Source organism: Pseudomonas sp. IT-P258, from assembly GCF_949767825.1.
Classification (GTDB): Bacteria; Pseudomonadota; Gammaproteobacteria; order Pseudomonadales; family Pseudomonadaceae; genus Aquipseudomonas; species Aquipseudomonas monachiensis.
Genome location: NZ_CATKPU010000087.1, coordinates 10,579 through 33,271, shown reverse-complemented (window position 1 = coordinate 33,271; position 22,693 = coordinate 10,579). Strand labels below are relative to the sequence as shown.

General features: G+C 55.1%; 33 protein-coding genes. All 33 read right to left on the bottom strand.

Translation table 11 applies throughout. From position 1 onward, the window contains the following. Positions 1 to 78: 78 nt before the first annotated feature. Positions 79 to 465, bottom strand: coding sequence for a 50S ribosomal protein L17 (rplQ, locus tag ACM6G4_RS24585; RefSeq protein WP_046041617.1), 387 nt, complete (start codon positions 463 to 465; stop codon positions 79 to 81). Positions 466 to 507: 42 nt separating this feature from the next. Then, positions 508 to 1,509 (bottom strand): DNA-directed RNA polymerase subunit alpha, encoded by a 1,002-nt coding sequence (locus tag ACM6G4_RS24580; RefSeq protein ID WP_007970428.1) that lies wholly within the window; start codon positions 1,507 to 1,509, stop codon positions 508 to 510. 22 nt (positions 1,510 to 1,531) lie between these two features. Next, positions 1,532 to 2,152, bottom strand: coding sequence for a 30S ribosomal protein S4 (gene rpsD / locus ACM6G4_RS24575; protein WP_003176404.1), 621 nt, complete (start codon positions 2,150 to 2,152; stop codon positions 1,532 to 1,534). An 18-nt stretch (positions 2,153 to 2,170) separates the two neighbouring features. Further along, positions 2,171 to 2,560 carry a 30S ribosomal protein S11 gene (gene rpsK / locus ACM6G4_RS24570; protein WP_002555466.1) on the bottom strand — a complete coding sequence of 130 codons (390 nt, stop codon included), beginning with the start codon at positions 2,558 to 2,560 and terminating at the stop codon, positions 2,171 to 2,173. A 30-nt stretch (positions 2,561 to 2,590) separates the two neighbouring features. Then, positions 2,591 to 2,947, bottom strand: a complete 357-nt coding sequence (gene rpsM, locus ACM6G4_RS24565) for a 30S ribosomal protein S13 (protein ID WP_009045849.1) — start codon at positions 2,945 to 2,947, stop codon at positions 2,591 to 2,593. Positions 2,948 to 3,077: 130 nt separating this feature from the next. After that, the gene (gene rpmJ, locus ACM6G4_RS24560; RefSeq protein ID WP_002555468.1) at positions 3,078 to 3,194 is read right to left on the bottom strand and encodes a 50S ribosomal protein L36; all 117 of its coding nucleotides are present in this window, start codon (positions 3,192 to 3,194) and stop codon (positions 3,078 to 3,080) included. Between the two features lie 24 nt (positions 3,195 to 3,218). Continuing rightward, positions 3,219 to 4,547, bottom strand: coding sequence for a preprotein translocase subunit SecY (secY, locus tag ACM6G4_RS24555; protein ID WP_003228718.1), 1,329 nt, complete (start codon positions 4,545 to 4,547; stop codon positions 3,219 to 3,221). Next, positions 4,548 to 4,985 carry a 50S ribosomal protein L15 gene (gene rplO, locus ACM6G4_RS24550; RefSeq protein WP_003228720.1) on the bottom strand — a complete coding sequence of 146 codons (438 nt, stop codon included), beginning with the start codon at positions 4,983 to 4,985 and terminating at the stop codon, positions 4,548 to 4,550. It lies immediately after the preceding gene. A 3-nt stretch (positions 4,986 to 4,988) separates the two neighbouring features. Next, a complete protein-coding gene (rpmD, locus tag ACM6G4_RS24545) occupies positions 4,989 to 5,165 on the bottom strand; it encodes a 50S ribosomal protein L30 (RefSeq protein WP_003186033.1) in 177 nt (58 codons plus the stop codon). A 2-nt stretch (positions 5,166 to 5,167) separates the two neighbouring features. After that, positions 5,168 to 5,668 carry a 30S ribosomal protein S5 gene (rpsE, locus tag ACM6G4_RS24540; protein ID WP_003186035.1) on the bottom strand — a complete coding sequence of 167 codons (501 nt, stop codon included), beginning with the start codon at positions 5,666 to 5,668 and terminating at the stop codon, positions 5,168 to 5,170. 3 nt (positions 5,669 to 5,671) lie between these two features. Further along, the gene (rplR, locus tag ACM6G4_RS24535) at positions 5,672 to 6,022 is read right to left on the bottom strand and encodes a 50S ribosomal protein L18 (protein WP_003186037.1); all 351 of its coding nucleotides are present in this window, start codon (positions 6,020 to 6,022) and stop codon (positions 5,672 to 5,674) included. Between the two features lie 10 nt (positions 6,023 to 6,032). Next, complete coding sequence (rplF, locus tag ACM6G4_RS24530) at positions 6,033 to 6,566, bottom strand: 50S ribosomal protein L6 (protein WP_003176412.1); 534 nt, start codon at positions 6,564 to 6,566, stop codon at positions 6,033 to 6,035. A gap of 12 nt (positions 6,567 to 6,578) precedes the next feature. Further along, positions 6,579 to 6,971 (bottom strand): 30S ribosomal protein S8, encoded by a 393-nt coding sequence (gene rpsH / locus ACM6G4_RS24525; protein WP_003186040.1) that lies wholly within the window; start codon positions 6,969 to 6,971, stop codon positions 6,579 to 6,581. Between the two features lie 209 nt (positions 6,972 to 7,180). After that, positions 7,181 to 7,486: a 30S ribosomal protein S14 gene (rpsN, locus tag ACM6G4_RS24520; protein WP_003176414.1), complete on the bottom strand. Its 306-nt coding sequence runs from the start codon at positions 7,484 to 7,486 to the stop codon at positions 7,181 to 7,183. Positions 7,487 to 7,499: 13 nt separating this feature from the next. Then, positions 7,500 to 8,039 carry a 50S ribosomal protein L5 gene (gene rplE / locus ACM6G4_RS24515; RefSeq protein WP_003210069.1) on the bottom strand — a complete coding sequence of 180 codons (540 nt, stop codon included), beginning with the start codon at positions 8,037 to 8,039 and terminating at the stop codon, positions 7,500 to 7,502. 22 nt (positions 8,040 to 8,061) lie between these two features. Further along, positions 8,062 to 8,376, bottom strand: a complete 315-nt coding sequence (gene rplX, locus ACM6G4_RS24510) for a 50S ribosomal protein L24 (protein ID WP_003176416.1) — start codon at positions 8,374 to 8,376, stop codon at positions 8,062 to 8,064. An 11-nt stretch (positions 8,377 to 8,387) separates the two neighbouring features. After that, positions 8,388 to 8,756, bottom strand: a complete 369-nt coding sequence (gene rplN / locus ACM6G4_RS24505; RefSeq protein WP_002555479.1) for a 50S ribosomal protein L14 — start codon at positions 8,754 to 8,756, stop codon at positions 8,388 to 8,390. A gap of 23 nt (positions 8,757 to 8,779) precedes the next feature. After that, a complete protein-coding gene (gene rpsQ, locus ACM6G4_RS24500) occupies positions 8,780 to 9,046 on the bottom strand; it encodes a 30S ribosomal protein S17 (protein ID WP_003176419.1) in 267 nt (88 codons plus the stop codon). Between the two features lie 2 nt (positions 9,047 to 9,048). Then, positions 9,049 to 9,240, bottom strand: a complete 192-nt coding sequence (gene rpmC / locus ACM6G4_RS24495) for a 50S ribosomal protein L29 (protein ID WP_002555481.1) — start codon at positions 9,238 to 9,240, stop codon at positions 9,049 to 9,051. After that, positions 9,240 to 9,653 carry a 50S ribosomal protein L16 gene (gene rplP, locus ACM6G4_RS24490; RefSeq protein ID WP_003228729.1) on the bottom strand — a complete coding sequence of 138 codons (414 nt, stop codon included), beginning with the start codon at positions 9,651 to 9,653 and terminating at the stop codon, positions 9,240 to 9,242. The genes rpmC and rplP overlap by 1 nt, the downstream gene beginning before the upstream one ends. 12 nt (positions 9,654 to 9,665) lie before the next feature. Continuing rightward, positions 9,666 to 10,352 carry a 30S ribosomal protein S3 gene (rpsC, locus tag ACM6G4_RS24485; RefSeq protein ID WP_007970424.1) on the bottom strand — a complete coding sequence of 229 codons (687 nt, stop codon included), beginning with the start codon at positions 10,350 to 10,352 and terminating at the stop codon, positions 9,666 to 9,668. A 13-nt stretch (positions 10,353 to 10,365) separates the two neighbouring features. Next, positions 10,366 to 10,698, bottom strand: a complete 333-nt coding sequence (gene rplV, locus ACM6G4_RS24480) for a 50S ribosomal protein L22 (protein ID WP_003103908.1) — start codon at positions 10,696 to 10,698, stop codon at positions 10,366 to 10,368. Between the two features lie 11 nt (positions 10,699 to 10,709). Next, positions 10,710 to 10,985 (bottom strand): 30S ribosomal protein S19, encoded by a 276-nt coding sequence (gene rpsS / locus ACM6G4_RS24475; RefSeq protein WP_002555486.1) that lies wholly within the window; start codon positions 10,983 to 10,985, stop codon positions 10,710 to 10,712. Between the two features lie 16 nt (positions 10,986 to 11,001). Beyond that, entirely contained in the window at positions 11,002 to 11,826 is an 825-nt protein-coding gene (gene rplB / locus ACM6G4_RS24470) for a 50S ribosomal protein L2 (RefSeq protein WP_003176423.1), read from the bottom strand. A 14-nt stretch (positions 11,827 to 11,840) separates the two neighbouring features. Continuing rightward, positions 11,841 to 12,140: a 50S ribosomal protein L23 gene (rplW, locus tag ACM6G4_RS24465; protein ID WP_002555488.1), complete on the bottom strand. Its 300-nt coding sequence runs from the start codon at positions 12,138 to 12,140 to the stop codon at positions 11,841 to 11,843. Then, positions 12,137 to 12,739, bottom strand: coding sequence for a 50S ribosomal protein L4 (gene rplD / locus ACM6G4_RS24460; protein WP_003228735.1), 603 nt, complete (start codon positions 12,737 to 12,739; stop codon positions 12,137 to 12,139). The genes rplW and rplD overlap by 4 nt, the downstream gene beginning before the upstream one ends. Before the next feature lie 12 nt (positions 12,740 to 12,751). After that, on the bottom strand, positions 12,752 to 13,387 hold the full coding sequence (gene rplC / locus ACM6G4_RS24455) for a 50S ribosomal protein L3 (protein WP_003186059.1): 636 nt from the start codon (positions 13,385 to 13,387) through the stop codon (positions 12,752 to 12,754). 80 nt (positions 13,388 to 13,467) lie between these two features. Next, positions 13,468 to 13,779, bottom strand: a complete 312-nt coding sequence (gene rpsJ, locus ACM6G4_RS24450; RefSeq protein ID WP_003186070.1) for a 30S ribosomal protein S10 — start codon at positions 13,777 to 13,779, stop codon at positions 13,468 to 13,470. Positions 13,780 to 13,936: 157 nt separating this feature from the next. Continuing rightward, positions 13,937 to 15,130: an elongation factor Tu gene (tuf, locus tag ACM6G4_RS24445; RefSeq protein WP_008053875.1), complete on the bottom strand. Its 1,194-nt coding sequence runs from the start codon at positions 15,128 to 15,130 to the stop codon at positions 13,937 to 13,939. A 30-nt stretch (positions 15,131 to 15,160) separates the two neighbouring features. Continuing rightward, the gene (fusA, locus tag ACM6G4_RS24440; protein WP_007994652.1) at positions 15,161 to 17,266 is read right to left on the bottom strand and encodes an elongation factor G; all 2,106 of its coding nucleotides are present in this window, start codon (positions 17,264 to 17,266) and stop codon (positions 15,161 to 15,163) included. A gap of 30 nt (positions 17,267 to 17,296) precedes the next feature. Then, positions 17,297 to 17,770, bottom strand: coding sequence for a 30S ribosomal protein S7 (gene rpsG / locus ACM6G4_RS24435; RefSeq protein WP_007994653.1), 474 nt, complete (start codon positions 17,768 to 17,770; stop codon positions 17,297 to 17,299). A gap of 108 nt (positions 17,771 to 17,878) precedes the next feature. Further along, positions 17,879 to 18,250, bottom strand: coding sequence for a 30S ribosomal protein S12 (gene rpsL / locus ACM6G4_RS24430; protein WP_003186084.1), 372 nt, complete (start codon positions 18,248 to 18,250; stop codon positions 17,879 to 17,881). A 216-nt stretch (positions 18,251 to 18,466) separates the two neighbouring features. Beyond that, positions 18,467 to 22,666: a DNA-directed RNA polymerase subunit beta' gene (rpoC, locus tag ACM6G4_RS24425; protein ID WP_056728978.1), complete on the bottom strand. Its 4,200-nt coding sequence runs from the start codon at positions 22,664 to 22,666 to the stop codon at positions 18,467 to 18,469. Positions 22,667 to 22,693: the final 27 nt, after the last annotated feature.

Below are 22,693 nucleotides of genomic sequence, written 5' to 3'. Positions count from 1 at the left end.
CGCTTGTACAAACGGCGCGTTTCTTACAGGCACAAAAAACCGGGCACTAGGCCCGGTTCTTTGTTTCAGACTGACGTCTTACTCGGCAGATACAGCTTCGCCAGCAGTAGCACGATCAACCAACTCGACGTACGCCATAGGCGCGTTGTCGCCAGCGCGGAAACCGCACTTGAGGATGCGCAGGTAGCCACCCTCACGGGTAGCGTAACGCTTGCCCAGGTCGTTGAAGAGCTTACCAACGATAGCTTTCGAACGAGTACGGTCGAAAGCCAGACGGCGGTTAGCAACGCTATCTATCTTGGCCAAAGTGATCAGCGGCTCGGCAACGCGGCGCAGTTCTTTAGCTTTTGGCAGAGTAGTTTTGATCAGCTCGTGCTCGAACAGCGACACCGCCATGTTTTGGAACATGGCCTTGCGGTGCGAGCTGGTGCGGCTCAGGTGACGACCACTTTTACGATGACGCATGGTTCATTCCTTACCAAACACTACGTTCGGTGATTACGACGATCAGGCAGTCGCCTTGTCGTCCTTCTTAAGACTTGCAGGCGGCCAGTTGTCGAGGCGCATGCCGAGGGACAGACCGCGGGAGGCCAGAACGTCCTTGATTTCAGTCAAGGATTTCTTGCCCAGGTTCGGAGTCTTCAACAGCTCTACTTCGGTACGCTGAATCAGGTCACCGATGTAGTAGATGTTTTCCGCCTTAAGGCAGTTAGCCGAACGTACAGTCAGTTCCAGATCGTCAACCGGGCGAAGCAGGATCGGATCGATCTCGTCTTCCTGCTCGACAACCACTGGCTCACTGTCACCCTTGAGGTCGACGAACGCAGCCAACTGCTGTTGCAGGATGGTTGCAGCGCGGCGAATTGCCTCTTCAGGATCCAGAGTACCGTTGGTTTCCAGATCAATAACCAGCTTGTCCAGGTTAGTACGCTGCTCGACACGGGCGTTTTCCACCACGTATGCGATACGGCGAACCGGGCTGAACGAAGAGTCAAGCTGCAAGCGACCGATGCTGCGGCTTTCGTCTTCATCGCTCTGACGCGAGTCTGCCGGTTCATAACCACGACCACGAGCCACTACGAGCTTCATGTTCAGGGCGCCGTTAGACGCCAGGTTAGCGATTACGTGATCGGGATTAACGATCTCGACATCATGATCCAGCTGAATATCGGCAGCGGTAACCACCCCCGAACCCTTCTTCGACAAGGTCAGCGTAACTTCGTCACGACCGTGCAGCTTGATAGCCAGACCTTTAAGGTTCAACAGGATTTCAATTACGTCTTCCTGTACACCTTCGATGGCGCTGTACTCGTGGAGCACACCGTCAATCTCGGCCTCGACTACTGCACAGCCGGGCATTGAGGACAACAGGATGCGGCGCAGCGCGTTGCCCAGGGTATGGCCGAAACCACGCTCGAGAGGCTCGAGAGTGATCTTGGCGCGGGTTGGACTGACAACCTGCACATCAATGTGGCGGGGTGTCAGGAACTCATTTACCGAAATCTGCATGGATGCACCTATTTTCTAGCCCTTACTTGGAGTAGAGCTCGACAATCAGGCTTTCGTTGATGTCGGCGGACAGATCACTGCGAGCTGGAACGTTCTTGAAAACGCCCGACTTCTTCTCAGTGTCTACTTCTACCCATTCTACGCGGCCACGTTGGGCACACAGATCGAGAGCTTGGACAATGCGAAGTTGATTTTTTGCTTTCTCGCGAACAGCGACCACGTCACCAGCACGAACCTGGTAGGACGGAACGTTAACGGTCTGACCGTTTACGCTGATCGACTTGTGCGATACCAGCTGACGGGATTCGGCGCGAGTCGAACCAAAGCCCATACGGTATACAACGTTGTCCAGACGGCATTCGAGCAGTTGCAGCAGGTTTTCACCGGTTGCACCTTTCTTGCCAGCAGCTTCTTTGTAGTAGCCGCTGAATTGACGCTCGAGAACGCCGTAGATACGACGGACCTTCTGCTTTTCACGCAGTTGGGTGCCGTAGTCGGACTGGCGACCGCGGCGTTGGCCGTGGATACCAGGTGCTGCTTCAATGTTGCACTTCGATTCGATCGCGCGCACGCCGCTCTTCAGGAAGAGATCGGTGCCTTCGCGACGAGCGAGTTTGCATTTTGGACCAATGTAACGAGCCATTCTTTACAATCTCCTGGATTACACGCGGCGCTTCTTCGGCGGACGGCACCCGTTGTGCGGGATTGGCGTCACGTCGGTGATGCTGGCGATCTTGTAGCCACAGCCGTTCAAAGCGCGGACTGCGGATTCACGACCTGGACCTGGACCTTTGACGTTGACGTCAAGGTTTTTCAGGCCGTATTCCAGCGCAGCTTGACCAGCACGTTCAGCAGCTACTTGAGCAGCAAACGGGGTGGACTTGCGGGAACCGCGGAAACCCGAACCACCGGAGGTAGCCCAGGAAAGAGCGTTACCTTGACGGTCGGTGATGGTCACGATGGTGTTGTTAAAAGATGCATGGATGTGGGCGATGCCATCAACCACTGTCTTTTTAACTTTTTTACGAGGACGAGCAGCAGGTTTTGCCATGATTAAATTCCTGTCGATTCGCTGGGGCGATTACTTGCGGATCGGCTTACGCGGACCTTTACGGGTACGCGCGTTGGTCTTGGTACGCTGACCGCGTACTGGAAGACCGCGACGATGACGCAGACCGCGATAGCAACCGAGGTCCATCAAGCGCTTGATTTTCATGTTGATTTCGCGACGCAGGTCACCTTCAGTGGTGAACTTCGCCACTTCGCCACGCAGCTGTTCAATCTGCTCGTCGCTCAGATCTTTGATCTTTGCTGCTGGGTTTACCCCAGTCTCTGCACAAATTTTCTGTGCAGTAGTGCGACCAACACCATAGATGTAGGTCAGCGAGATAACAGTATGCTTGTTATCTGGAATGTTAACGCCTGCAATACGGGCCATTCAGTGGGACTCCAATTGACAGCTACCTACGCCCCGGAAGCCAAGAAATAGGGCGCGAGATAATATCGCTGTAATAACAAATAATCAACCCGGCAGCGCACTAGCTGCCGGGCTTGAAGCACAATCACACTCAGCCTTGGCGCTGTTTGTGACGCGGTTCCGCGCTGCAAATTACTCGAACAACACCTTCGCGGCGAATAATCTTGCAGTTACGGCACAGCTTTTTCACCGATGCACGAACTTTCATCACCAACTCCTCGAACCTTATGGGTCAGCGCAGCATGCCGCTGCCGTAACCCTTCAGGTTGGCTTTCTTCATCAGGGATTCGTACTGGTGCGAAACGAGGTGCGATTGTACTTGGGACATGAAGTCCATCACAACCACGACGACGATCAGCAACGAGGTCCCGCCAAGGTAGAACGGTACGTTGGCTGCAACCACCAGGAACTGGGGCAACAGGCAGACGGCCGTCATGTAAAGAGCACCGAACATGGTCAAGCGAGTCAGAACGCCATCAATGTAGCGCGCAGACTGCTCACCTGGACGGATGCCCGGAATAAAGGCACCGGACTTCTTCAGGTTTTCCGCTACGTCTTTCGGATTGAACATCAACGCCGTATAGAAGAAGCAGAAGAAAATAATCCCTGCACTAAACAGCAGAATATTCAACGGCTGACCAGGAGCGATCGACTGCGAGATGTCCTGCAACCAGCCCATACCTTCAGACTGACCGAACCAGGCACCCAACGAAGCCGGGAACAGCAAAATGCTGCTCGCGAAAATAGCCGGAATAACACCGGCCATGTTCACCTTCAGCGGCAAGTGGCTGGTCTGCGCAGCGAAGACCTTACGGCCCTGCTGACGCTTGGCGTAGTGAACAGCAATACGACGCTGACCACGCTCAATGAACACCACGAAACCGATAATCGCTACTGCCAGCAAACCGATGGCAACCAGGGCGAAGATGTTGATATCACCCTGACGTGCAGACTCGAAAGACTGCCCGATCGCTCTCGGAAGACCGGCGACGATACCCGAAAAAATCAACATCGAGATACCGTTGCCAACACCACGCTCAGTAATCTGCTCACCCAGCCACATCATGAACATCGCACCAGCCACAAAAGTGGATACCGCGACGAAATGGAAGCCAAAGTCACCAGTGAACGCAACGCCCTGCCCCGCCAGACCAATGGACATGCCAATGGCCTGGACGAGAGCGAGGACGACAGTGCCGTAGCGGGTGTACTGGCTGATCTTGCGACGGCCAGCTTCACCTTCCTTCTTCAACTGCTCCAGCTGCGGGCTGACGGCGGTCATCAGTTGCATGATGATCGATGCCGAGATGTACGGCATGATCCCCAGTGCAAAGATGCTCATCCGTTCCAGCGCGCCGCCGGAAAACATGTTGAACAAGCTAAGAATGGTCCCCTCATTCTGTCGAAACAGGTCCGCGAGTCGGTCCGGGTTGATACCTGGAACCGGGATGTGTGCGCCTATTCGGTAGACGATAATCGCCAGGAACAGAAAACGCAGACGAGCCCAGAGTTCAGACATACCGCCTTTGCCGAGCGCAGAGAGAGCACCTTGCTTAGCCATTTATTCCTCGAACTTGCCGCCAGCTGCTTCGATAGCCGCACGCGCACCTTTGGTGGCGCCGATTCCCTTGCCGATAGTGACAGCGCGAGTCACTTCACCGGACAGCATGATTTTCACACGCTGTACGTTGACGTTGATCACGTTGGCATCTTTCAGGGACTGCACGGTGACGATGTCGCCTTCCACTTTAGCCAGCTCGGACAAACGCACTTCTGCGCGGTCCATGGCCTTCAGGGAAACGAAACCGAACTTCGGCAGGCGACGATGCAGCGGCTGTTGACCGCCTTCAAAGCCTGGAGCAATGGTGCCACCGGAGCGGGAGGTCTGACCTTTGTGACCACGGCCACCAGTCTTACCCAAACCGCTACCGATACCACGGCCCGGACGATGCTTTTCGCGACGGGAACCCGGCGCTGGACTCAGATCATTGAGTTTCATCGATTAACCCTCGACACGCAGCATGTAGTAAGCCTTGTTGATCATCCCGCGATTCTCGGGAGTATCCAGGACTTCTACAGTGTGACCGATGCGACGCAGACCCAGACCCTTAACGCACAGTTTGTGGTTAGGGATGCGGCCGGTCATGCTTTTGATCAGCGTAACTTTAACGGTAGCCATGATCAGAAGATCTCCTTGACGCTTTTGCCACGCTTGGCGGCAATGGATTCAGGAGACTGCATGGCCTTCAAACCTTTGAAAGTGGCGTGAACCACGTTTACCGGGTTAGTCGAGCCGTAGCACTTGGCCAGAACGTTCTGAACGCCAGCAACTTCGAGGACAGCACGCATGGCGCCGCCAGCAATGATACCGGTACCTTCAGAAGCAGGCTGCATGTACACCTTCGAAGCGCCGTGAGCGGACTTCATTGCGTACTGCAGAGTGGTGCCGTTCAGATCAACCTGGATCATGTTGCGGCGAGCAGCTTCCATTGCCTTCTGGATCGCAGCAGGCACTTCACGCGACTTGCCACGGCCGAAGCCAACACGGCCCTTACCATCACCAACCACGGTCAACGCGGTGAAAGTGAAGATACGGCCGCCTTTAACGGTTTTGGCTACGCGGTTAACTTGAACCAGCTTCTCGATGTAGCCTTCGTCGCGCTTTTGGTCGTTATTTGACATAACTTAGAACTCCAGCCCAGCTTCACGAGCAGCATCAGCCAGCGCTTTAACGCGGCCGTGGTACTTGAAGCCAGAGCGGTCGAAAGCCACTTGCGAGACGCCAGCGGCCTTAGCACGCGTAGCGACCAGCTGGCCAACCTTAGTGGCCGCGTCGATGTTGCCGGTGGCACCATCACGCAGTTCTTTATCCAAAGTCGAGGCGCTTGCCAGGACTTTGTTGCCGTCGGCCGAAATGACCTGGGCGTAGATGTGCTGCGAAGAGCGGAACACGCAGAGACGCACGACTTCGAGTTCGTGCATTTTCAGGCGTGCTTTGCGAGCGCGACGCAGTCGAGTAACTTTTTTGTCGGTCATTTGCTATGCCCTACTTCTTCTTGGCTTCTTTACGACGGACGACTTCGTCCGCGTAGCGCACACCTTTGCCTTTGTACGGCTCTGGTGGACGGAAGTCGCGGATCTCGGCGGCCACTTGACCTACCAGCTGCTTGTCGATGCCCTTGATCAGGATATCGGTCTGGCTAGGAGTCTCAGCGGTGATGCCTTCCGGCAGTTCGTAATCCACTGGGTGCGAGAAGCCAAGAGCCAGGTTCAGCACTGTGCCTTTTGCTTGCGCTTTGTAACCAACACCGACCAGCTGGAGCTTGCGCTCGAAGCCTTGGCTTACGCCTTGGACCATGTTGTTTACCAACGCACGAGTGGTACCAGCCATTGCGCGAGTCTGTTGATCGCCATTGCGAGCAGCGAAACGCAACTCACCGGCTTCTTCAACGATCTCAACGGACGAATGGATGTTCAGTTCGAGAGTGCCCTTGGCACCCTTCACCGAAAGCTGTTGGCCTGCGAATTTTACTTCGACACCGGCTGGCAGCTTAACGGGGTTCTTAGCGACGCGAGACATGCTTATCCCCCCTTAGAACACAGTGCAAAGAACTTCGCCGCCGACACCGGCAGCGCGCGCAGCACGATCAGTCATCACACCCTTGTTGGTGGAGACGATAGACACACCGAGACCGCCACGAACTTTTGGCAGATCATCGACGGACTTGTACTGACGCAGGCCTGGACGGCTAACGCGCTTCACTTCTTCGATAACCGGACGGCCTTCGAAGTACTTCAGCTCGATGGACAGCAGTGGTTTGATTTCGCTGCTGATCTGATAACCCGCAATGTAACCTTCGTCCTTCAGGACTTTGGCAACAGCTACCTTCAACGTGGAAGATGGCATGCTTACGACGGACTTTTCAGCCATCTGGGCATTACGGATACGAGTTAGCATGTCCGCTAACGGGTCCTGCATACTCATGGGCTAGACGCTCCTAATACAAAAAAATTAGCCTTGCGGCTATTACGTGTCGCCGAGAATCTCCGAGCATGAAAAACACGGGCTCAGGCGAGCCGGGTATTCTAGACACACCCCGGAAATGAATCAAGCCCCAAAAGGGGCTTGATCCAGATTCAAGGCCACCGGTGGTCAGGATCTTGCGATCCTGGACACCGAGACTTTGACAGTACTTACCAGCTGGCTTTAACCAGACCCGGTACGTCACCACGCATGGCAGCTTCACGCAGCTTGTTACGGCCGAGGCCGAACTTGCGGTAAACGCCGTGTGGACGACCGGTCAGGCGGCAGCGGTTACGCATGCGCGAAGCGCTTGCGTCACGTGGCTGCTTCTGCAGGGCTACTGTAGCTTCCCAACGCGCTTCTGGACTTGCGTTCAGATCAACGATGATAGCTTTCAGTGCTGCACGCTTCTTGGCGTACTTGGCAACCGTGAGCTGACGCTTCAGCTCGCGGTTTTTCATGCTCATCTTGGCCATGGTCCTACTCCAATCAGTTGCGGAACGGGAATTTGAACGCACGCAGCAGAGCGCGGCCTTCATCATCGTTCTTGGCAGTGGTGGTCAGGGTGATGTCCAGACCGCGGAGAGCATCGATCTTGTCGTAGTCGATTTCCGGGAAGATGATCTGCTCTTTCACGCCCATGCTGTAGTTGCCACGACCATCGAAGGACTTGGCATTCAGGCCGCGGAAGTCGCGAACCCGAGGCAGGGAGATCGACAGCAGACGATCCAGGAACTCGTACATACGCTCACGGCGCAGGGTCACTTTGACGCCGATCGGCCAACCTTCACGGACTTTAAAGCCAGCGATGGATTTGCGAGCGTAGGTCACAACGACTTTCTGGCCGGTGATCTTTTCCAGGTCAGCAACAGCGTGCTCGATGACTTTTTTGTCACCGATCGCTTCGCCCAGACCCATGTTCAGGGTGATTTTGGTAACGCGCGGAACTTCCATCACGTTCGAAAGCTTAAGTTCTTCCTTAAGTTTCGGAGCAATTTCCTTCCGGTAAATCTCTTTTAGTCGTGCCATGGTCTCATCTACCTAGCAGTGTTCAAGCATCAACCGCTTTTTGGGTCGACTTGAAGACACGAATTTTCTTGCCGTCTTCTACTTTGAAACCAACGCGGTCAGCCTTGTTGGTTTCGCCGTTGAAAATGGCGACGTTAGAAGCATCCAGTGGAGCTTCTTTTTCGACGATACCGCCCTGCACGCCCGACATCGGGTTAGGCTTGGTATGACGCTTGACCAGGTTCAGACCACCAATAACCAGACGGTTGTTAGCGAGAACCTTAAGCACCTTACCGCGCTTACCTTTGTCTTTGCCGGCGATCACGATGATCTCGTCGTCACGACGAATCTTTTGCATGTCGGATCTCCTTACAGCACTTCTGGGGCGAGCGAGACGATCTTCATGAACTTCTCAGTACGAAGTTCACGGGTCACTGGCCCAAAGATACGGGTGCCGATCGGCTCTTGCTTGTTGTTCAACAGAACAGCAGCGTTGCCATCAAAGCGGATAATGGAGCCATCAGCACGACGTACGCCGTGACGAGTGCGGACTACAACAGCAGTCATCACTTGGCCTTTTTTCACTTTACCGCGAGGAATTGCTTCCTTCACGGTAACTTTGATGATGTCACCGATACCAGCGTAACGACGATGGGAGCCACCCAGCACCTTGATGCACATAACGCGGCGAGCGCCGCTGTTATCGGCCACATCGAGCATGGATTGAGTCTGAATCATATAATTTCTCCGACCCCTAGTCCTTAGACTTCCACAGCGCGTTCGAGAACATCAACCAGCGCCCAAGACTTGGTCTTGGCCAAAGGACGAGTTTCACGAATAGTGACTTTGTCGCCGATGTGGCACTGATTGGTTTCGTCGTGCGCGTGCAGCTTAGTCGAACGCTTAACGTATTTACCGTAGATCGGGTGCTTAACGCGACGCTCGATCAGAACGGTGATGGTTTTGTCCATCTTGTCGCTGACAACACGGCCAGTCAGCGTACGGACAGTTTTTTCGGCTTCAGCCATGATTACTTACCTGCCTGCTGGTTGAGCACAGTCTTCACGCGAGCGATGTCACGCTTAACTTGCGAGAGCAGATGAGACTGCCCCAACTGGCCAGTTGCTTTCTGCATACGCAGATTGAACTGGTCGCGCAGCAAGCCGAGCAGTTGCTCGTTCAGCTGCTGTGCGGATTTTTCACGAAGTTCATTCGCTTTCATCACATCACCGTCCGTTTAACAAAGGAGGTGGCGAGCGGCAGCTTTGCAGCAGCCAGGGCGAAAGCCTCACGCGCCAGCTCTTCAGAAACACCCTCGATTTCATACAGGACTTTGCCTGGCTGAATCTGGGCAACCCAGTATTCGACGTTACCCTTACCTTTACCCATCCGAACTTCGAGTGGCTTCTTGGAAATAGGCTTGTCCGGGAATACACGGATCCAGATCTTGCCGCCACGTTTTACGTGACGGGTCAGAGCACGACGCGCTGACTCGATCTGACGAGCGGTGAGACGACCACGAGCAACAGACTTCAGCGCGAATTCGCCGAAGCTGACTTTGCTACCGCGCAATGCCAGGCCACGGTTGTGACCAGTCATTTGCTTGCGGAACTTCGTACGCTTTGGTTGCAACATTTGGCGTACCCCTTACTTAGCAGCTTTTTTACGAGGCGCTGGTGCTTGTGGTTTCAGTTCTTCTTGGCGACCACCAATTACTTCGCCTTTGAAGATCCAAACCTTTACACCGATCACACCGTAAGTGGTGTGAGCTTCGTAGTTGGCATAGTCGATGTCGGCACGCAGGGTGTGCAACGGCACACGACCTTCGCGATACCATTCAGTACGTGCGATTTCAGCACCGCCGAGACGACCGCTCACTTGGATTTTGATGCCTTTGGCACCAATGCGCATGGCGTTCTGTACAGCGCGCTTCATAGCGCGACGGAACATTACGCGACGCTCCAGCTGCTGAGCTACGCTCTGCGCAACCAGCATACCGTCGAGCTCCGGCTTGCGGATCTCTTCGATATTGATGTGCACAGGCACACCCATTTGCTTGGTCAGGTCCTGACGCAGTTTCTCAACATCTTCACCTTTCTTCCCGATAACGATACCTGGACGAGCGGTGTGGATGGTGATGCGTGCAGTTTGGGCCGGACGATGGATATCGATACGGCTTACGGACGCGCTTTTTAGTTTGTCTTGGAGGTACTCACGCACATTCAGATCTGCGAGCAAATAGTCCGCATAAGTCCGACCGTCTGCGTACCAGACGGAGGTGTGCTCCTTGACGATTCCCAGGCGAATGCCAATGGGATGTACTTTCTGACCCATCTCTTCGACTCCGTTACTTGTCAGCAACCTTGACAGTGATATGGCAAGACCGCTTGACGATGCGATCAGCACGGCCTTTGGCACGTGGCATGATGCGCTTCAGCGAACGCCCTTCGTTGACGAAAACAGTGCTGACCTTCAGGTCATCAACGTCTGCGCCTTCGTTATGCTCGGCGTTGGCTACGGCCGACTCCAGCACTTTCTTCATGATCTCGGCGGCTTTCTTACTGCTGAAAGCCAACAGGTTGAGCGCTTCGCCCACCTTCTTCCCGCGGATCTGGTCGGCGACCAAGCGGGCTTTCTGGGCGGAGATTCGAGCGCCCGACAACTTAGCGGCTACTTCCATTTCCTAACCCCTTAACGCTTGGCTTTCTTGTCTGCCACGTGCCCGCGATAAGTGCGGGTACCGGCGAACTCGCCCAGTTTGTGGCCGACCATGTCTTCGTTCACGAGAACCGGGACGTGCTGACGACCGTTGTGTACTGCGATGGTCAAACCGACCATTTGTGGCAGGATCATCGAACGACGCGACCAGGTTTTCACCGGCTTGCGATCGTTCTTTTCCGCCGCCACTTCGATCTTCTTCAGTAGGTGAAGATCGATAAAAGGACCTTTTTTCAGAGAACGTGGCACTGTCGTATCCCTCTATTTACTTGCGACGACGGACGATCATTTTGTCGGTACGCTTATTACCACGAGTCTTCGCGCCCTTAGTCGGGAAGCCCCATGGCGATACCGGATGACGACCACCAGAGGTACGACCTTCACCACCACCATGTGGGTGGTCAACCGGGTTCATGGCAACACCACGAACGGTTGGGCGAACGCCACGCCAGCGTTTGGCACCAGCTTTACCCAGCGAACGCAGGCTGTGCTCGGAGTTCGAGACTTCGCCCAGGGTCGCACGGCATTCAGCCAGGACTTTACGCATTTCACCGGAACGCAGACGCAGGGTAACGTACACGCCTTCACGAGCGATCAGCTGAGCCGAAGCACCAGCGGAACGAGCGATCTGAGCGCCTTTACCTGGCTTCAATTCGATGCCGTGTACGGTGCTACCAACTGGAATGTTGCGCAGTTGCAGAGCGTTGCCCGGCTTGATCGGTGCCAGGGCACCTGCGATCAGCTGGTCGCCAGCGCTCACGCCTTTAGGGGCGATGATGTAGCGACGCTCGCCATCTGCGTACAGCAGCAGAGCGATGTGAGCAGTACGGTTTGGATCGTATTCGATACGCTCGACAGTGGCAGAGATGCCATCTTTGTCGTTGCGACGGAAGTCGACCAGACGATAATGCTGCTTATGACCACCACCGATGTGACGAGTGGTAATACGGCCATTGTTGTTACGACCACCAGTCTTCGATTTCTTCTCGAGCAGCGGTGCGTGAGGAGCGCCTTTATGCAGCTCCTGGTTGACCACCTTGACCACAAAACGGCGGCCAGGGGAAGTCGGTTTGCATTTAACGATTGCCATGATGCACCCCTTCCTTACTCAGCACTGCTGCTGAAATCGAGATCTTGGCCTGGCTGAAGGGAGATAACTGCCTTCTTCCAGTCATTACGCTTGCCCAGACCGCGAGCAGTGCGCTTGCTCTTACCCAGAACATTCAGGGTAGTAACACGCTCTACTTTCACGCTGAACAGGCTTTCGACGGCCTTCTTGATTTCCAGCTTGGTTGCGTCGGTAGCAACCTTGAAAACGAACTGGCCTTTCTTGTCTGCCAGAACCGTAGCCTTCTCGGAAACGTGCGGGCCAAGCAGAACTTTAAATACGCGTTCCTGGTTCATCCCAGCAGCTCCTCGAATTTCTTCACGGCCGACACGGTGATCAACACCTTGTCGTATGCGATCAGACTAACTGGATCGGAACCTTGCACGTCACGTACATCTACGTGTGGCAGGTTACGAGCAGCCAGGTACAGGTTCTGATCAACAGCGTCGGACACGATCAGAACGTCGGTCAGGCTCATGTTGTTCAGTTTGCCCAGCAGGTCTTTGGTTTTCGGCGTTTCAACGGCGAAATCCTGAACCACGACCAGACGATCAGTACGCACCAGCTCAGCAAGGATGGAACGCATTGCTGCGCGATACATCTTCTTGTTCAGCTTCTGGGAGTGATCCTGAGGACGAGCTGCGAAAGTGGTACCGCCGCCACGCCAGATTGGGCTACGGATAGTACCGGCACGAGCACGGCCAGTACCTTTCTGACGCCATGGGCGCTTACCGCCACCACGAACGTCGGAACGGGTCTTTTGCTGCTTGGAACCCTGACGACCGCCAGCCATGTAGGCTACGACTGCTTGGTGAACCAGCGTCTCGTTGAACTCGCCGCCAAATGTCAGTTCGGAAACTTCGATCGCTTGAGCGTCATTTACATTTAATTGCATGTCAGCTTCCCCTTAACCGCGAGCCTTGGCTGCTGGACGTACAACCAAGTTGCCGCCAGTAGCGCCAGGAACAGCGCCCTTGACCAACAACAGATTGCGTTCAGCGTCCACGCGCACTACTTCGAGGGACTGCACGGTCACGCGCTCAGCGCCCATATGACCGGACATTTTTTTGCCCTTGAATACACGACCAGGAGTCTGGCACTGGCCGATAGAGCCTGGAACGCGGTGGGATACGGAGTTACCGTGGGTGTTATCTTGCCCGCGGAAATTCCAACGCTTGATCGTACCCTGGAAGCCTTTACCCTTGGACTGACCGGTTACATCAACCAGTTGACCAGCGGCGAAGATTTCAGCGTTGATCAGATCGCCGGCCTGGTACTCGCCTTCTTCAAGGCGGAATTCCATTACGGTACGACCAGCGGCAACGTTCGCTTTAGCGAAGTGGCCAGCCTGAGCTGCTGTTACACGCGAAGCGCGACGCTCGCCGACAGTGACTTGCACTGCACGATAGCCATCGGTCTCTTCAGTTTTGAACTGGGTGACGCGATTCGGTTCGATCTCAATGACCGTGACCGGAATGGAGACACCTTCTTCGGTGAAAATACGGGTCATACCGCATTTACGACCGACTACACCAATAGTCATGTTGTAAACCTCATGAGTGTACGGGGCTTTCACCCGCTATGGCCGCCCATTTCAGAGCGTTACACGACTAAGACCGAGTCTTAGCCGAGGCTGATCTGCACTTCCACACCGGCCGCAAGATCAAGCTTCATAAGAGCATCAACGGTTTTATCCGTTGGCTGGACGATGTCCAGAACGCGCTTATGAGTACGGATCTCGTACTGGTCACGCGCGTCTTTGTTGACGTGCGGGGAGACCAGAACGGTGAACCGCTCTTTACGGGTAGGCAGTGGAATTGGACCACGCACTTGAGCACCAGTACGTTTCGCGGTTTCCACGATTTCCTGGGTTGATTGGTCGATCAGGCGATGGTCGAAAGCCTTCAACCTGATACGGATTTGCTGATTTTGCATTGGATTTCAGACTCCGGCTGCTATTCCCACCGAGCGCAATACGCCCGTTAAAAGGAGGCGCAATTCTATAGACGCCCCAGATGGGTGTCAACCCAATAAAAAAGCCCCCGCTGAGCGGGGGCTTTTCAAAGCATCGAAGCTATCTCAAAAGAGATGCTTACTCGATGATTTTGGCTACGACGCCAGCGCCGACGGTACGACCGCCTTCACGGATAGCGAAACGCAGGCCGTCTTCCATTGCGATGGTCTTGATCAGGGTAACTTCCATCTGGATGTTGTCACCTGGCATTACCATTTCAACGCCTTCTGGCAGCTGGCAGTTACCAGTCACGTCAGTAGTACGGAAGTAGAACTGTGGACGGTAGCCTTTGAAGAACGGAGTGTGACGACCGCCTTCTTCCTTGCTCAGAACGTAAACTTCTGCGGTGAACTTGGTGTGCGGCTTAACCGAACCTGGCTTAACCAGAACCTGGCCACGCTCAACGTCGTCACGCTTGGTACCACGCAGCAGAACGCCGCAGTTCTCGCCAGCACGACCTTCGTCGAGCAGCTTGCGGAACATTTCAACACCGGTGCAGGTGGTGGTGGTGGTGTCACGCAGACCAACGATTTCCAGTGCATCTTGAACGCGAACGATACCGCGCTCGATACGACCAGTCACAACAGTACCACGACCCGAGATCGAGAATACGTCTTCGATTGGCATCAGGAATGGCTTGTCGATAGCACGCTCTGGTTCTGGGATGTAGCTGTCCAGAGTCTCAACCAGTTTACGAACGGCAGTGGTGCCCATTTCGTTATCGTCTTTGCCTTCCAGCGCCATACGAGCCGAACCGATGATGATTGGAGTGTCATCGCCCGGGAAGTCGTAGGTGGACAGCAGGTCGCGAACTTCCATCTCGACCAGTTCCAGCAGCTCAGCGTCGTCTACCAGGTCAGCCTTGTTCAGGAAAACCACGATGTACGGAACGCCTACCTGACGGGACAGCAGGATGTGCTCACGAGTTTGTGGCATCGGACCATCAGCGGCCGAGCAAACCAGGATCGCGCCGTCCATCTGGGCAGCACCGGTGATCATGTTCTTCACATAGTCAGCGTGACCTGGGCAGTCAACGTGAGCGTAGTGACGGATCTTCGAGTTGTACTCGACGTGCGCGGTGTTGATGGTGATACCACGAGCTTTTTCTTCTGGAGCGCTGTCGATTTTATCGAAATCAACGATTGCGGAACCGAAAACTTCGGAGCAAACGCGAGTCAGAGCTGCGGTCAGAGTGGTTTTACCGTGGTCAACGTGACCGATGGTGCCAACGTTGACGTGCGGTAGGGAACGATCAAATTTTTCTTTAGCCACGACAATTAACTCCTTGCCTAAAGGACTGAATCAGCCTTGTTTTTTGGTTACAGTTTCGACGATGTGCGACGGAGCTGTATTGTATTTTTTGAATTCCATAGAGTAGCTTGCGCGACCCTGGGACATCGAACGAACGTCGGTCGCATAACCGAACATCTCGCCCAACGGAACTTCAGCACGGATCACCTTACCGGAGACCGTGTCTTCCATACCCAGAATCATGCCGCGACGACGGTTAAGGTCGCCCATCACGTCACCCATATAGTCTTCAGGCGTAACAACCTCTACCGCCATGATCGGCTCGAGCAACTCACCACCGCCCTTCTGGGCCAGTTGCTTGGTCGCCATGGAAGCAGCCACCTTAAACGCCATCTCGTTCGAGTCGACGTCGTGGTAAGAACCATCAAACACGGTAGCCTTCAGGCCGATCAGCGGATAGCCGGCAACTACGCCGTTCTTCATCTGCTCTTCGATACCCTTCTGGATAGCCGGGATGTATTCCTTAGGAACCACACCACCCACTACTTCGTTCACGAATTGCAGACCTTCCTGACCTTCGTCAGCAGGAGCAAAACGGATCCAGCAATGGCCGAACTGGCCACGACCGCCGGACTGACGAACGAACTTGCCTTCGATTTCGCAATTCTTCGTGATGCGCTCACGATACGAAACCTGAGGCTTACCGATGTTGGCTTCGACGTTGAACTCACGGCGCATCCGGTCAACCAGGATGTCCAGGTGCAACTCGCCCATGCCAGAGATGATCGTTTGACCAGTCTCTTCATCAGTCTTGACGCGGAAAGACGGGTCTTCCTGAGCAAGTTTGCCCAGAGCGATACCCATTTTTTCCTGGTCATCCTTGGTCTTAGGCTCAACGGCAACCGAAATAACCGGCTCCGGGAAGTCCATGCGAACCAGGATGATTGGCTTGTCAGCGTTGCACAAGGTTTCACCAGTGGTGACGTCCTTCATGCCGATCAGGGCCGCGATGTCACCAGCGCGTACTTCCTTGATCTCTTCACGGGCGTTTGCGTGCATTTGCACCATACGACCCACGCGCTCTTTCTTGCCTTTGACCGAGTTGATCACGCCGTCGCCGGAGGCCAACACGCCCGAGTAAACACGGACGAAAGTCAAGGTACCCACGAATGGGTCGGTAGCGATCTTGAACGCCAGAGCCGAGAACGGCTCGTTGTCGTCTGCATGACGCTCCATCTGCTTTTCCTCGTCATCCGGGTCAGTACCCTTGATGGCAGGAATGTCGGTTGGAGCCGGCAGGTAGTCGATAACGGCGTCGAGAACCAGGGGAACACCCTTGTTCTTGAAGGAAGAACCGCAAACAGCCAGAACGATCTCACCAGCGATAGTACGCTGACGCAGAGCACCCTTGATTTCCTCGATGGTGAGTTCTTCACCTTCAAGGTACTTGTTCATCAGCTCTTCGCTGGCTTCGGCCGCAGCCTCAACCATGTTGTTGCGCCACTCTTCAGCCAGTTCCTGCAGTTCAGCAGGGATGGCTTCACGACGAGGGGTCATACCCTTGTCGGCATCGTTCCAGTAAACGGCTTCCATGGTCATCAGATCGATCTGACCCTGGAAGTTGTCTTCGGAACCGATAGCCAGCTGGATAGGCACCGGAGTGTGACCCAGACGCTGCTTGATCTGAGCGATCACGCGCAGGAAGTTCGCACCGGCACGGTCCATCTTGTTCACGTAAACGATACGTGGAACACCGTACTTGTTGGCTTGACGCCATACGGTTTCGGACTGAGGCTCAACGCCGGAAGTACCGCAGAACACAACGACCGCGCCGTCGAGTACACGCAGGGAACGCTCAACTTCAATAGTGAAGTCTACGTGGCCCGGGGTATCGATGACGTTGAAACGGTACTGGTCTTTGTGCTGCTTGGCGGAACCCTGCCAGAAGGCGGTAATGGCAGCAGAAGTAATGGTAATACCACGCTCCTGCTCCTGAACCATCCAGTCTGTGGTCGCGGCGCCGTCATGCACCTCGCCCATTTTGTGACTTTTGCCAGTGTAAAAAAGGACGCGCTCAGTGGTGGTGGTTTTACCAGCATCCACGTGTGCAACGATACCAATGTTACGGTAGCGATTAATCGGTGTTGTACGAGCCATAAAGCCCTCGCAAAATTAGTGACGCTAAAATTAGAAGCGGTAGTGCGAGAAAGCCTTGTTGGCTTCAGCCATACGGTGAACGTCTTCACGCTTCTTAACTGCAGCACCTTTACCTTCGGCAGCGTCCAACAGTTCGCCAGCCAAACGCAGAGCCATAGACTTCTCGCCGCGCTTGCGGGCGTAGTCTACCAACCAGCGCATTGCCAGAGCGTTACGACGGGAAGGACGAACCTCGACCGGAACCTGGTAAGTAGCACCACCAACGCGGCGCGACTTCACTTCGACCAGCGGAGCGATGGCGTCGAGTGCTTTTTCGAAGAGTTCCAGGGGATCGGTGCCGGCCTTACGAGCCTTCACGGTATCCAGGGCACCATAAACGATACGCTCGGCAACGGCTTTCTTGCCGCTTTCCATTACGTGGTTCATGAATTTGGCGAGGATTTGGCTTCCGTATTTCGGATCGTCCAGAATCTCACGCTTGGCTGCTACGCGACGTCTTGGCATTGATAAGCCCTCAAACGGTCTTCAGGTTAGCCCGGGACAGCTCCTATGGATGCGTGCCCGACCTTACTCTTATCGACTCAATAAAATGAAAAACTGCAAAACGGCCGATTACTTCGGACGCTTGGTACCGTACTTCGAACGACCCTGGTTACGACCTTTAACACCGGAAGTATCCAACGAACCGCGAACGGTGTGGTAACGAACACCTGGCAAGTCTTTTACACGACCGCCGCGGATCAGTACCACGCTGTGCTCTTGCAGGTTGTGGCCTTCACCGCCGATGTACGAGGAAACCTCGAAACCGTTGGTCAGGCGCACACGGCATACTTTACGCAGTGCCGAGTTAGGTTTTTTCGGCGTGGTGGTGTACACACGGGTGCACACGCCACGGCGTTGCGGGCAGTTCTGCAGCGCAGGCACGTCGGATTTCTCGACGATACGCTTACGCGGCTGACGTACCAGCTGGTTGATAGTTGCCATCTACTAGCTCCACTGTTGTCTTGCGACGCTATTGTCTTGCAAGAAAAGCAAAATGGCAGGAACGAGTTCCCGCCAAATTTAGGGGTACAAGAGTCTAAAGAGGATCTTGTCCCCAGTCAAGGCAAGGCCCCGCCCTCCCCACTCATCCAATCTCGACAAATTGTCTCGATTCGATGAACGGAGTGACCAGGGCCTCACACTCATTTACCGCAGAACTCAGTTACCGCTCGAGTTCAGCGCTTCGGTCAGTGCAGCTTCCACTTCACTGGCGCTTACGCGCAACGGCTTGTCTGCATCACGGCGGCGCTTACGCTCGCTGTGATAAGCCAGGCCGGTACCAGCCGGGATCAGACGACCCACGACCACGTTTTCTTTCAGGCCGCGCAGGTAATCGCGCTTGCCGGTTACCGCCGCTTCGGTCAGTACGCGAGTGGTTTCCTGGAAGGAAGCCGCCGAGATGAACGATTCGGTGGACAACGACGCCTTGGTGATACCCAGCAGAACGCGAGTGAACTTGGAGACAAACTTGTCTTCGCCGCTCAGACGCTCGTTCTCTACCAGTACGTGAGTCAATTCCATCTGGTCGCCCTTGATGAAACTGGAATCGCCGGATTCAGCGATCTCAACTTTACGCAGCATCTGACGCAGGATGGTCTCGATGTGCTTGTCGTTGATCTTCACGCCTTGCAGACGGTAAACGTCCTGGATCTCGTTGACGATGTACTTGGCCAGCGCACTCACACCCAGCAGACGCAGGATGTCGTGTGGATCGCTCGGACCGTCGGAGATAACTTCGCCGCGGTTTACCTGTTCGCCTTCGAACACGTTCAGGTGACGCCACTTCGGAATCAGCTCTTCGTACGGATCGGTACCGTCGTTCGGGGTGATAACCAGACGGCGTTTGCCTTTGGTCTCTTTACCGAACGCGATGGTGCCGCTGACTTCAGCCAGAATCGACGCTTCTTTCGGACGACGGGCTTCGAACAAGTCGGCAACACGCGGCAGACCACCGGTGATGTCGCGAGTTTTCGAAGTCTCTTGCGGGATACGAGCGATAACATCACCGATCGCGATCTTCGCACCATCCGCTACACCGACCAGGGCGTTGGCCGGCAGGAAGTACTGAGCGATAACGTCAGTGCCTGGCAGCAACAGATCCTTGCCGTTGTCGTCGACCATCTTCACGGCAGGACGGATGTCCTTACCGGCAGCTGGACGATCTTTGGCGTCGAGTACTTCAATGTTGGTCATACCGGTCAATTCGTCAGTCTGACGCTTGATCGTGATGCCTTCTTCCATGCCCACGTAGGTCACGGTACCTTTCATTTCGGTAACGATCGGGTGAGTGTGCGGATCCCACTTGGCCACGATGGCGCCAGCTTCGACCTTGTCACCCTCTTTAACCGAAATCACGGCACCGTACGGCAGCTTGTAACGCTCACGCTCACGACCGAAGTCATCAGCGATGGCCAGCTCACCGGAACGGGACACAGCAACCAGGTGACCATCCACTCGCTCAACGTGCTTCAGGTTATGCAGACGGACGGTACCGCCATTCTTCACCTGAACGCTGTCGGCTGCGGAGGTCCGGCTTGCCGCACCACCGATGTGGAACGTACGCATCGTCAGCTGGGTACCCGGCTCACCGATGGACTGGGCAGCGATAACGCCGACCGCTTCACCGATGTTCACCTGGTGACCACGAGCCAGATCGCGGCCGTAGCACTTGGCGCAAATACCGAAGCGGGTTTCGCAGCTGATCGGCGAACGCACGATCACTTCGTCGATGCTGTTGAGTTCGATGAACTCGACCCACTTTTCGTCTACCAGGGTGCCGGCAGGAACGATGACGTCCTCGGTACCTGGCTTGAATACGTCACGGGCGATAACACGACCCAATACGCGCTCACCCAGCGGCTCTACAACGTCACCGCCTTCAATGTGCGGAGTCATCAGCAGACCGTGTTCGGTGCCGCAATCGATCTCGGTTACAACCAGATCTTGTGCAACGTCTACCAGACGACGAGTCAGGTAACCGGAGTTAGCCGTTTTCAACGCGGTATCCGCAAGACCCTTACGAGCACCGTGAGTGGAGATGAAGTACTGAAGTACGCTCAAACCTTCACGGAAGTTCGCAGTAATCGGCGTTTCAATGATGGAACCGTCCGGCTTGGCCATCAGGCCACGCATACCGGCCAGCTGACGAATCTGTGCTGCGGAACCCCGCGCACCCGAGTCAGCCATCATGTACATCGAGTTGAAGGATTCCTGGTCGACTTCGACGCCATGACGGTCGATGACTTTCTCTTTCGAGAGGTTGGCCATCATCGCCTTGGAAACTTCGTCGTTCGCCTTGGACCAAAGGTCGATCACTTTGTTGTACTTCTCGCCCTGGGTTACCAGGCCGGAGGCGTACTGGCTTTCGATCTCTTTCACTTCATCAGTGGCAGCATTGATGATGCGGGCTTTTTCATCCGGGATAACGAAGTCGTTAACACCGATGGAAACGCCGGAAATGGTCGAATAAGCAAAACCGGTGTACATCAACTGGTCAGCGAAGATCACAGTCTCTTTCAAACCAACCACGCGATAGCACTGGTTGATCAGCTTGGAGATTGCCTTCTTCTTCATCGGCAGGTTGACGACGTCGTACGACAGACCCTTTGGCACAACCTGGAACAACAGAGCACGGCCGACAGTGGTGTCGACGATACGGGTGTTGCTCACGCTGCCGCCATCACGGTCGTTGACGGTTTCGTTGATCCGGACTTTAACCTTGGCGTGCAGTGCGGCTTCGCCGGCACGGAACACACGGTCAACTTCCTGCAGATCCGCGAACACACGACCTTCGCCCTTGGCGTTGATCGCTTCACGAGTCATGTAGTACAGACCCAATACAACGTCCTGCGACGGAACGATGATTGGCTCACCGTTGGCTGGCGACAGAATGTTGTTGGTCGACATCATCAACGCACGCGCTTCGAGCTGGGCTTCCAGCGTCAGCGGTACGTGCACGGCCATTTGGTCGCCGTCGAAGTCGGCGTTGTACGCGGCGCAGACCAGAGGGTGCAGCTGGATAGCCTTACCTTCGATCAGTACCGGTTCAAACGCCTGGATACCCAGACGGTGAAGGGTCGGTGCACGGTTGAGAAGAACCGGGTGTTCGCGAATCACTTCAGCGAGAACGTCCCAAACCTCTGGCAGCTCGCGCTCGACCATCTTCTTGGCAGCCTTGATGGTGGTAGCAAGACCACGCATTTCAAGCTTGCCGAAAATGAACGGCTTGAACAGCTCGAGAGCCATTTTCTTCGGCAGACCGCACTGGTGCAGACGCAAGGTCGGACCTACGGTAATTACCGAACGGCCGGAGTAGTCAACACGCTTACCGAGCAAGTTCTGACGGAAACGACCCTGCTTACCCTTGATCATGTCAGCCAGGGACTTCAGAGGACGCTTGTTGGAACCTGTGATAGCGCGGCCACGACGACCGTTGTCGAGCAGTGCGTCGACGGCTTCCTGCAACATACGCTTTTCGTTGCGCACGATGATGTCCGGAGCGGACAGATCCAGCAGGCGCTTCAAACGGTTGTTACGGTTGATCACTCGACGATACAGATCGTTGAGGTCGGAAGTCGCGAAGCGACCGCCATCGAGCGGGACCAGTGGACGCAGATCTGGCGGCAGAACCGGCAGAACGGTCAGCACCATCCACTCTGGCAGGTTGCCGGAACCCTGGAAGGCTTCCATCAACTTCAGACGCTTGGACAGCTTCTTGATCTTGGTTTCGGAGTTGGTTTGCGGAATTTCTTCACGCAGGCGGCCAATCTCGTGTTCCAGGTCGATAGCGTGCAGCAGTTCGCGGACAGCTTCGGCACCCATGCGGGCATCGAAATCGTCGCCGAACTCTTCCAGCGCTTCGAAGTACTGCTCGTCGTTGAGCAGTTGACCCTTTTCAAGGGTGGTCATGCCTGGATCGATAACGACGTAGCTCTCAAAGTAGAGAACGCGCTCGATATCACGCAGGGTCATGTCCATCAGCAAGCCGATACGGGACGGCAGCGATTTCAGGAACCAGATGTGGGCAACTGGCGAGGCCAGTTCGATGTGCGCCATGCGCTCACGGCGAACTTTTGCCAGCGCGACTTCAACACCGCACTTCTCGCAGATCACACCACGGTGCTTCAAGCGCTTGTACTTACCGCACAGGCACTCGTAATCCTTTACCGGGCCAAAGATCTTGGCGCAGAACAGGCCGTCACGTTCAGGTTTGAACGTACGGTAGTTGATGGTTTCCGGCTTTTTAACTTCACCGAACGACCACGAACGGATCATCTCAGGCGATGCCAATCCAATACGGATGGCGTCGAACTCTTCGACTTGACCCTGGTTTTTCAGCAAATTCAGTAGGTCTTTCAAGGCCTTTCCTCCTGGCGGAGCAGAGAG

What these genes read in the sequence shown, in the direction of transcription:
- rplW (WP_002555488.1), bottom strand. Translation starts at nt 12,140, where the DNA reads ATGAACCAGGAACGCGTATTTAAAGTTCTGCTTGGCCCGCACGTTTCC.
- rplQ (WP_046041617.1), bottom strand. Translation starts at nt 465, where the DNA reads ATGCGTCATCGTAAAAGTGGTCGTCACCTGAGCCGCACCAGCTCGCAC.
- rpsQ (WP_003176419.1), bottom strand. Translation starts at nt 9,046, where the DNA reads ATGGCTGAAGCCGAAAAAACTGTCCGTACGCTGACTGGCCGTGTTGTC.
- rplX (WP_003176416.1), bottom strand. Translation starts at nt 8,376, where the DNA reads ATGCAAAAGATTCGTCGTGACGACGAGATCATCGTGATCGCCGGCAAA.
- rplP (WP_003228729.1), bottom strand. Translation starts at nt 9,653, where the DNA reads ATGTTGCAACCAAAGCGTACGAAGTTCCGCAAGCAAATGACTGGTCAC.
- rpsN (WP_003176414.1), bottom strand. Translation starts at nt 7,486, where the DNA reads ATGGCCAAGATGAGCATGAAAAACCGCGAGCTGAAGCGTCAGCTCACG.
- secY (WP_003228718.1), bottom strand. Translation starts at nt 4,547, where the DNA reads ATGGCTAAGCAAGGTGCTCTCTCTGCGCTCGGCAAAGGCGGTATGTCT.
- ACM6G4_RS24580 (WP_007970428.1), bottom strand. Translation starts at nt 1,509, where the DNA reads ATGCAGATTTCGGTAAATGAGTTCCTGACACCCCGCCACATTGATGTG.
- rplN (WP_002555479.1), bottom strand. Translation starts at nt 8,756, where the DNA reads ATGATTCAGACTCAATCCATGCTCGATGTGGCCGATAACAGCGGCGCT.
- rplO (WP_003228720.1), bottom strand. Translation starts at nt 4,985, where the DNA reads ATGAAACTCAATGATCTGAGTCCAGCGCCGGGTTCCCGTCGCGAAAAG.
- rpsH (WP_003186040.1), bottom strand. Translation starts at nt 6,971, where the DNA reads ATGAGTATGCAGGACCCGTTAGCGGACATGCTAACTCGTATCCGTAAT.
- rplF (WP_003176412.1), bottom strand. Translation starts at nt 6,566, where the DNA reads ATGTCTCGCGTCGCTAAGAACCCCGTTAAGCTGCCAGCCGGTGTCGAA.
- rpsC (WP_007970424.1), bottom strand. Translation starts at nt 10,352, where the DNA reads ATGGGTCAGAAAGTACATCCCATTGGCATTCGCCTGGGAATCGTCAAG.
- rplD (WP_003228735.1), bottom strand. Translation starts at nt 12,739, where the DNA reads ATGCAATTAAATGTAAATGACGCTCAAGCGATCGAAGTTTCCGAACTG.
- rplB (WP_003176423.1), bottom strand. Translation starts at nt 11,826, where the DNA reads ATGGCAATCGTTAAATGCAAACCGACTTCCCCTGGCCGCCGTTTTGTG.
- rpsE (WP_003186035.1), bottom strand. Translation starts at nt 5,668, where the DNA reads ATGTCAAATAACGACCAAAAGCGCGACGAAGGCTACATCGAGAAGCTG.
- rplC (WP_003186059.1), bottom strand. Translation starts at nt 13,387, where the DNA reads ATGACTATTGGTGTAGTCGGTCGTAAATGCGGTATGACCCGTATTTTC.
- rpsK (WP_002555466.1), bottom strand. Translation starts at nt 2,560, where the DNA reads ATGGCAAAACCTGCTGCTCGTCCTCGTAAAAAAGTTAAAAAGACAGTG.
- rpsG (WP_007994653.1), bottom strand. Translation starts at nt 17,770, where the DNA reads ATGCCAAGACGTCGCGTAGCAGCCAAGCGTGAGATTCTGGACGATCCG.
- rpsM (WP_009045849.1), bottom strand. Translation starts at nt 2,947, where the DNA reads ATGGCCCGTATTGCAGGCGTTAACATTCCAGATAACAAGCATACTGTT.
- rplV (WP_003103908.1), bottom strand. Translation starts at nt 10,698, where the DNA reads ATGGAAGTAGCCGCTAAGTTGTCGGGCGCTCGAATCTCCGCCCAGAAA.
- rpsD (WP_003176404.1), bottom strand. Translation starts at nt 2,152, where the DNA reads ATGGCTCGTTACATTGGTCCAAAATGCAAACTCGCTCGTCGCGAAGGC.
- rpsJ (WP_003186070.1), bottom strand. Translation starts at nt 13,779, where the DNA reads ATGCAAAATCAGCAAATCCGTATCAGGTTGAAGGCTTTCGACCATCGC.
- rplR (WP_003186037.1), bottom strand. Translation starts at nt 6,022, where the DNA reads ATGACCGACAAAAAAGTTACTCGACTGCGTCGCGCTCGCAAAGCACGC.
- rpmC (WP_002555481.1), bottom strand. Translation starts at nt 9,240, where the DNA reads ATGAAAGCGAATGAACTTCGTGAAAAATCCGCACAGCAGCTGAACGAG.
- rplE (WP_003210069.1), bottom strand. Translation starts at nt 8,039, where the DNA reads ATGGCACGACTAAAAGAGATTTACCGGAAGGAAATTGCTCCGAAACTT.
- rpsL (WP_003186084.1), bottom strand. Translation starts at nt 18,250, where the DNA reads ATGGCAACTATCAACCAGCTGGTACGTCAGCCGCGTAAGCGTATCGTC.
- rpmD (WP_003186033.1), bottom strand. Translation starts at nt 5,165, where the DNA reads ATGGCTACCGTTAAAGTTACGCTGATCAAAAGCATGACCGGCCGCATC.
- fusA (WP_007994652.1), bottom strand. Translation starts at nt 17,266, where the DNA reads ATGGCTCGTACAACACCGATTAATCGCTACCGTAACATTGGTATCGTT.
- rpmJ (WP_002555468.1), bottom strand. Translation starts at nt 3,194, where the DNA reads ATGAAAGTTCGTGCATCGGTGAAAAAGCTGTGCCGTAACTGCAAGATT.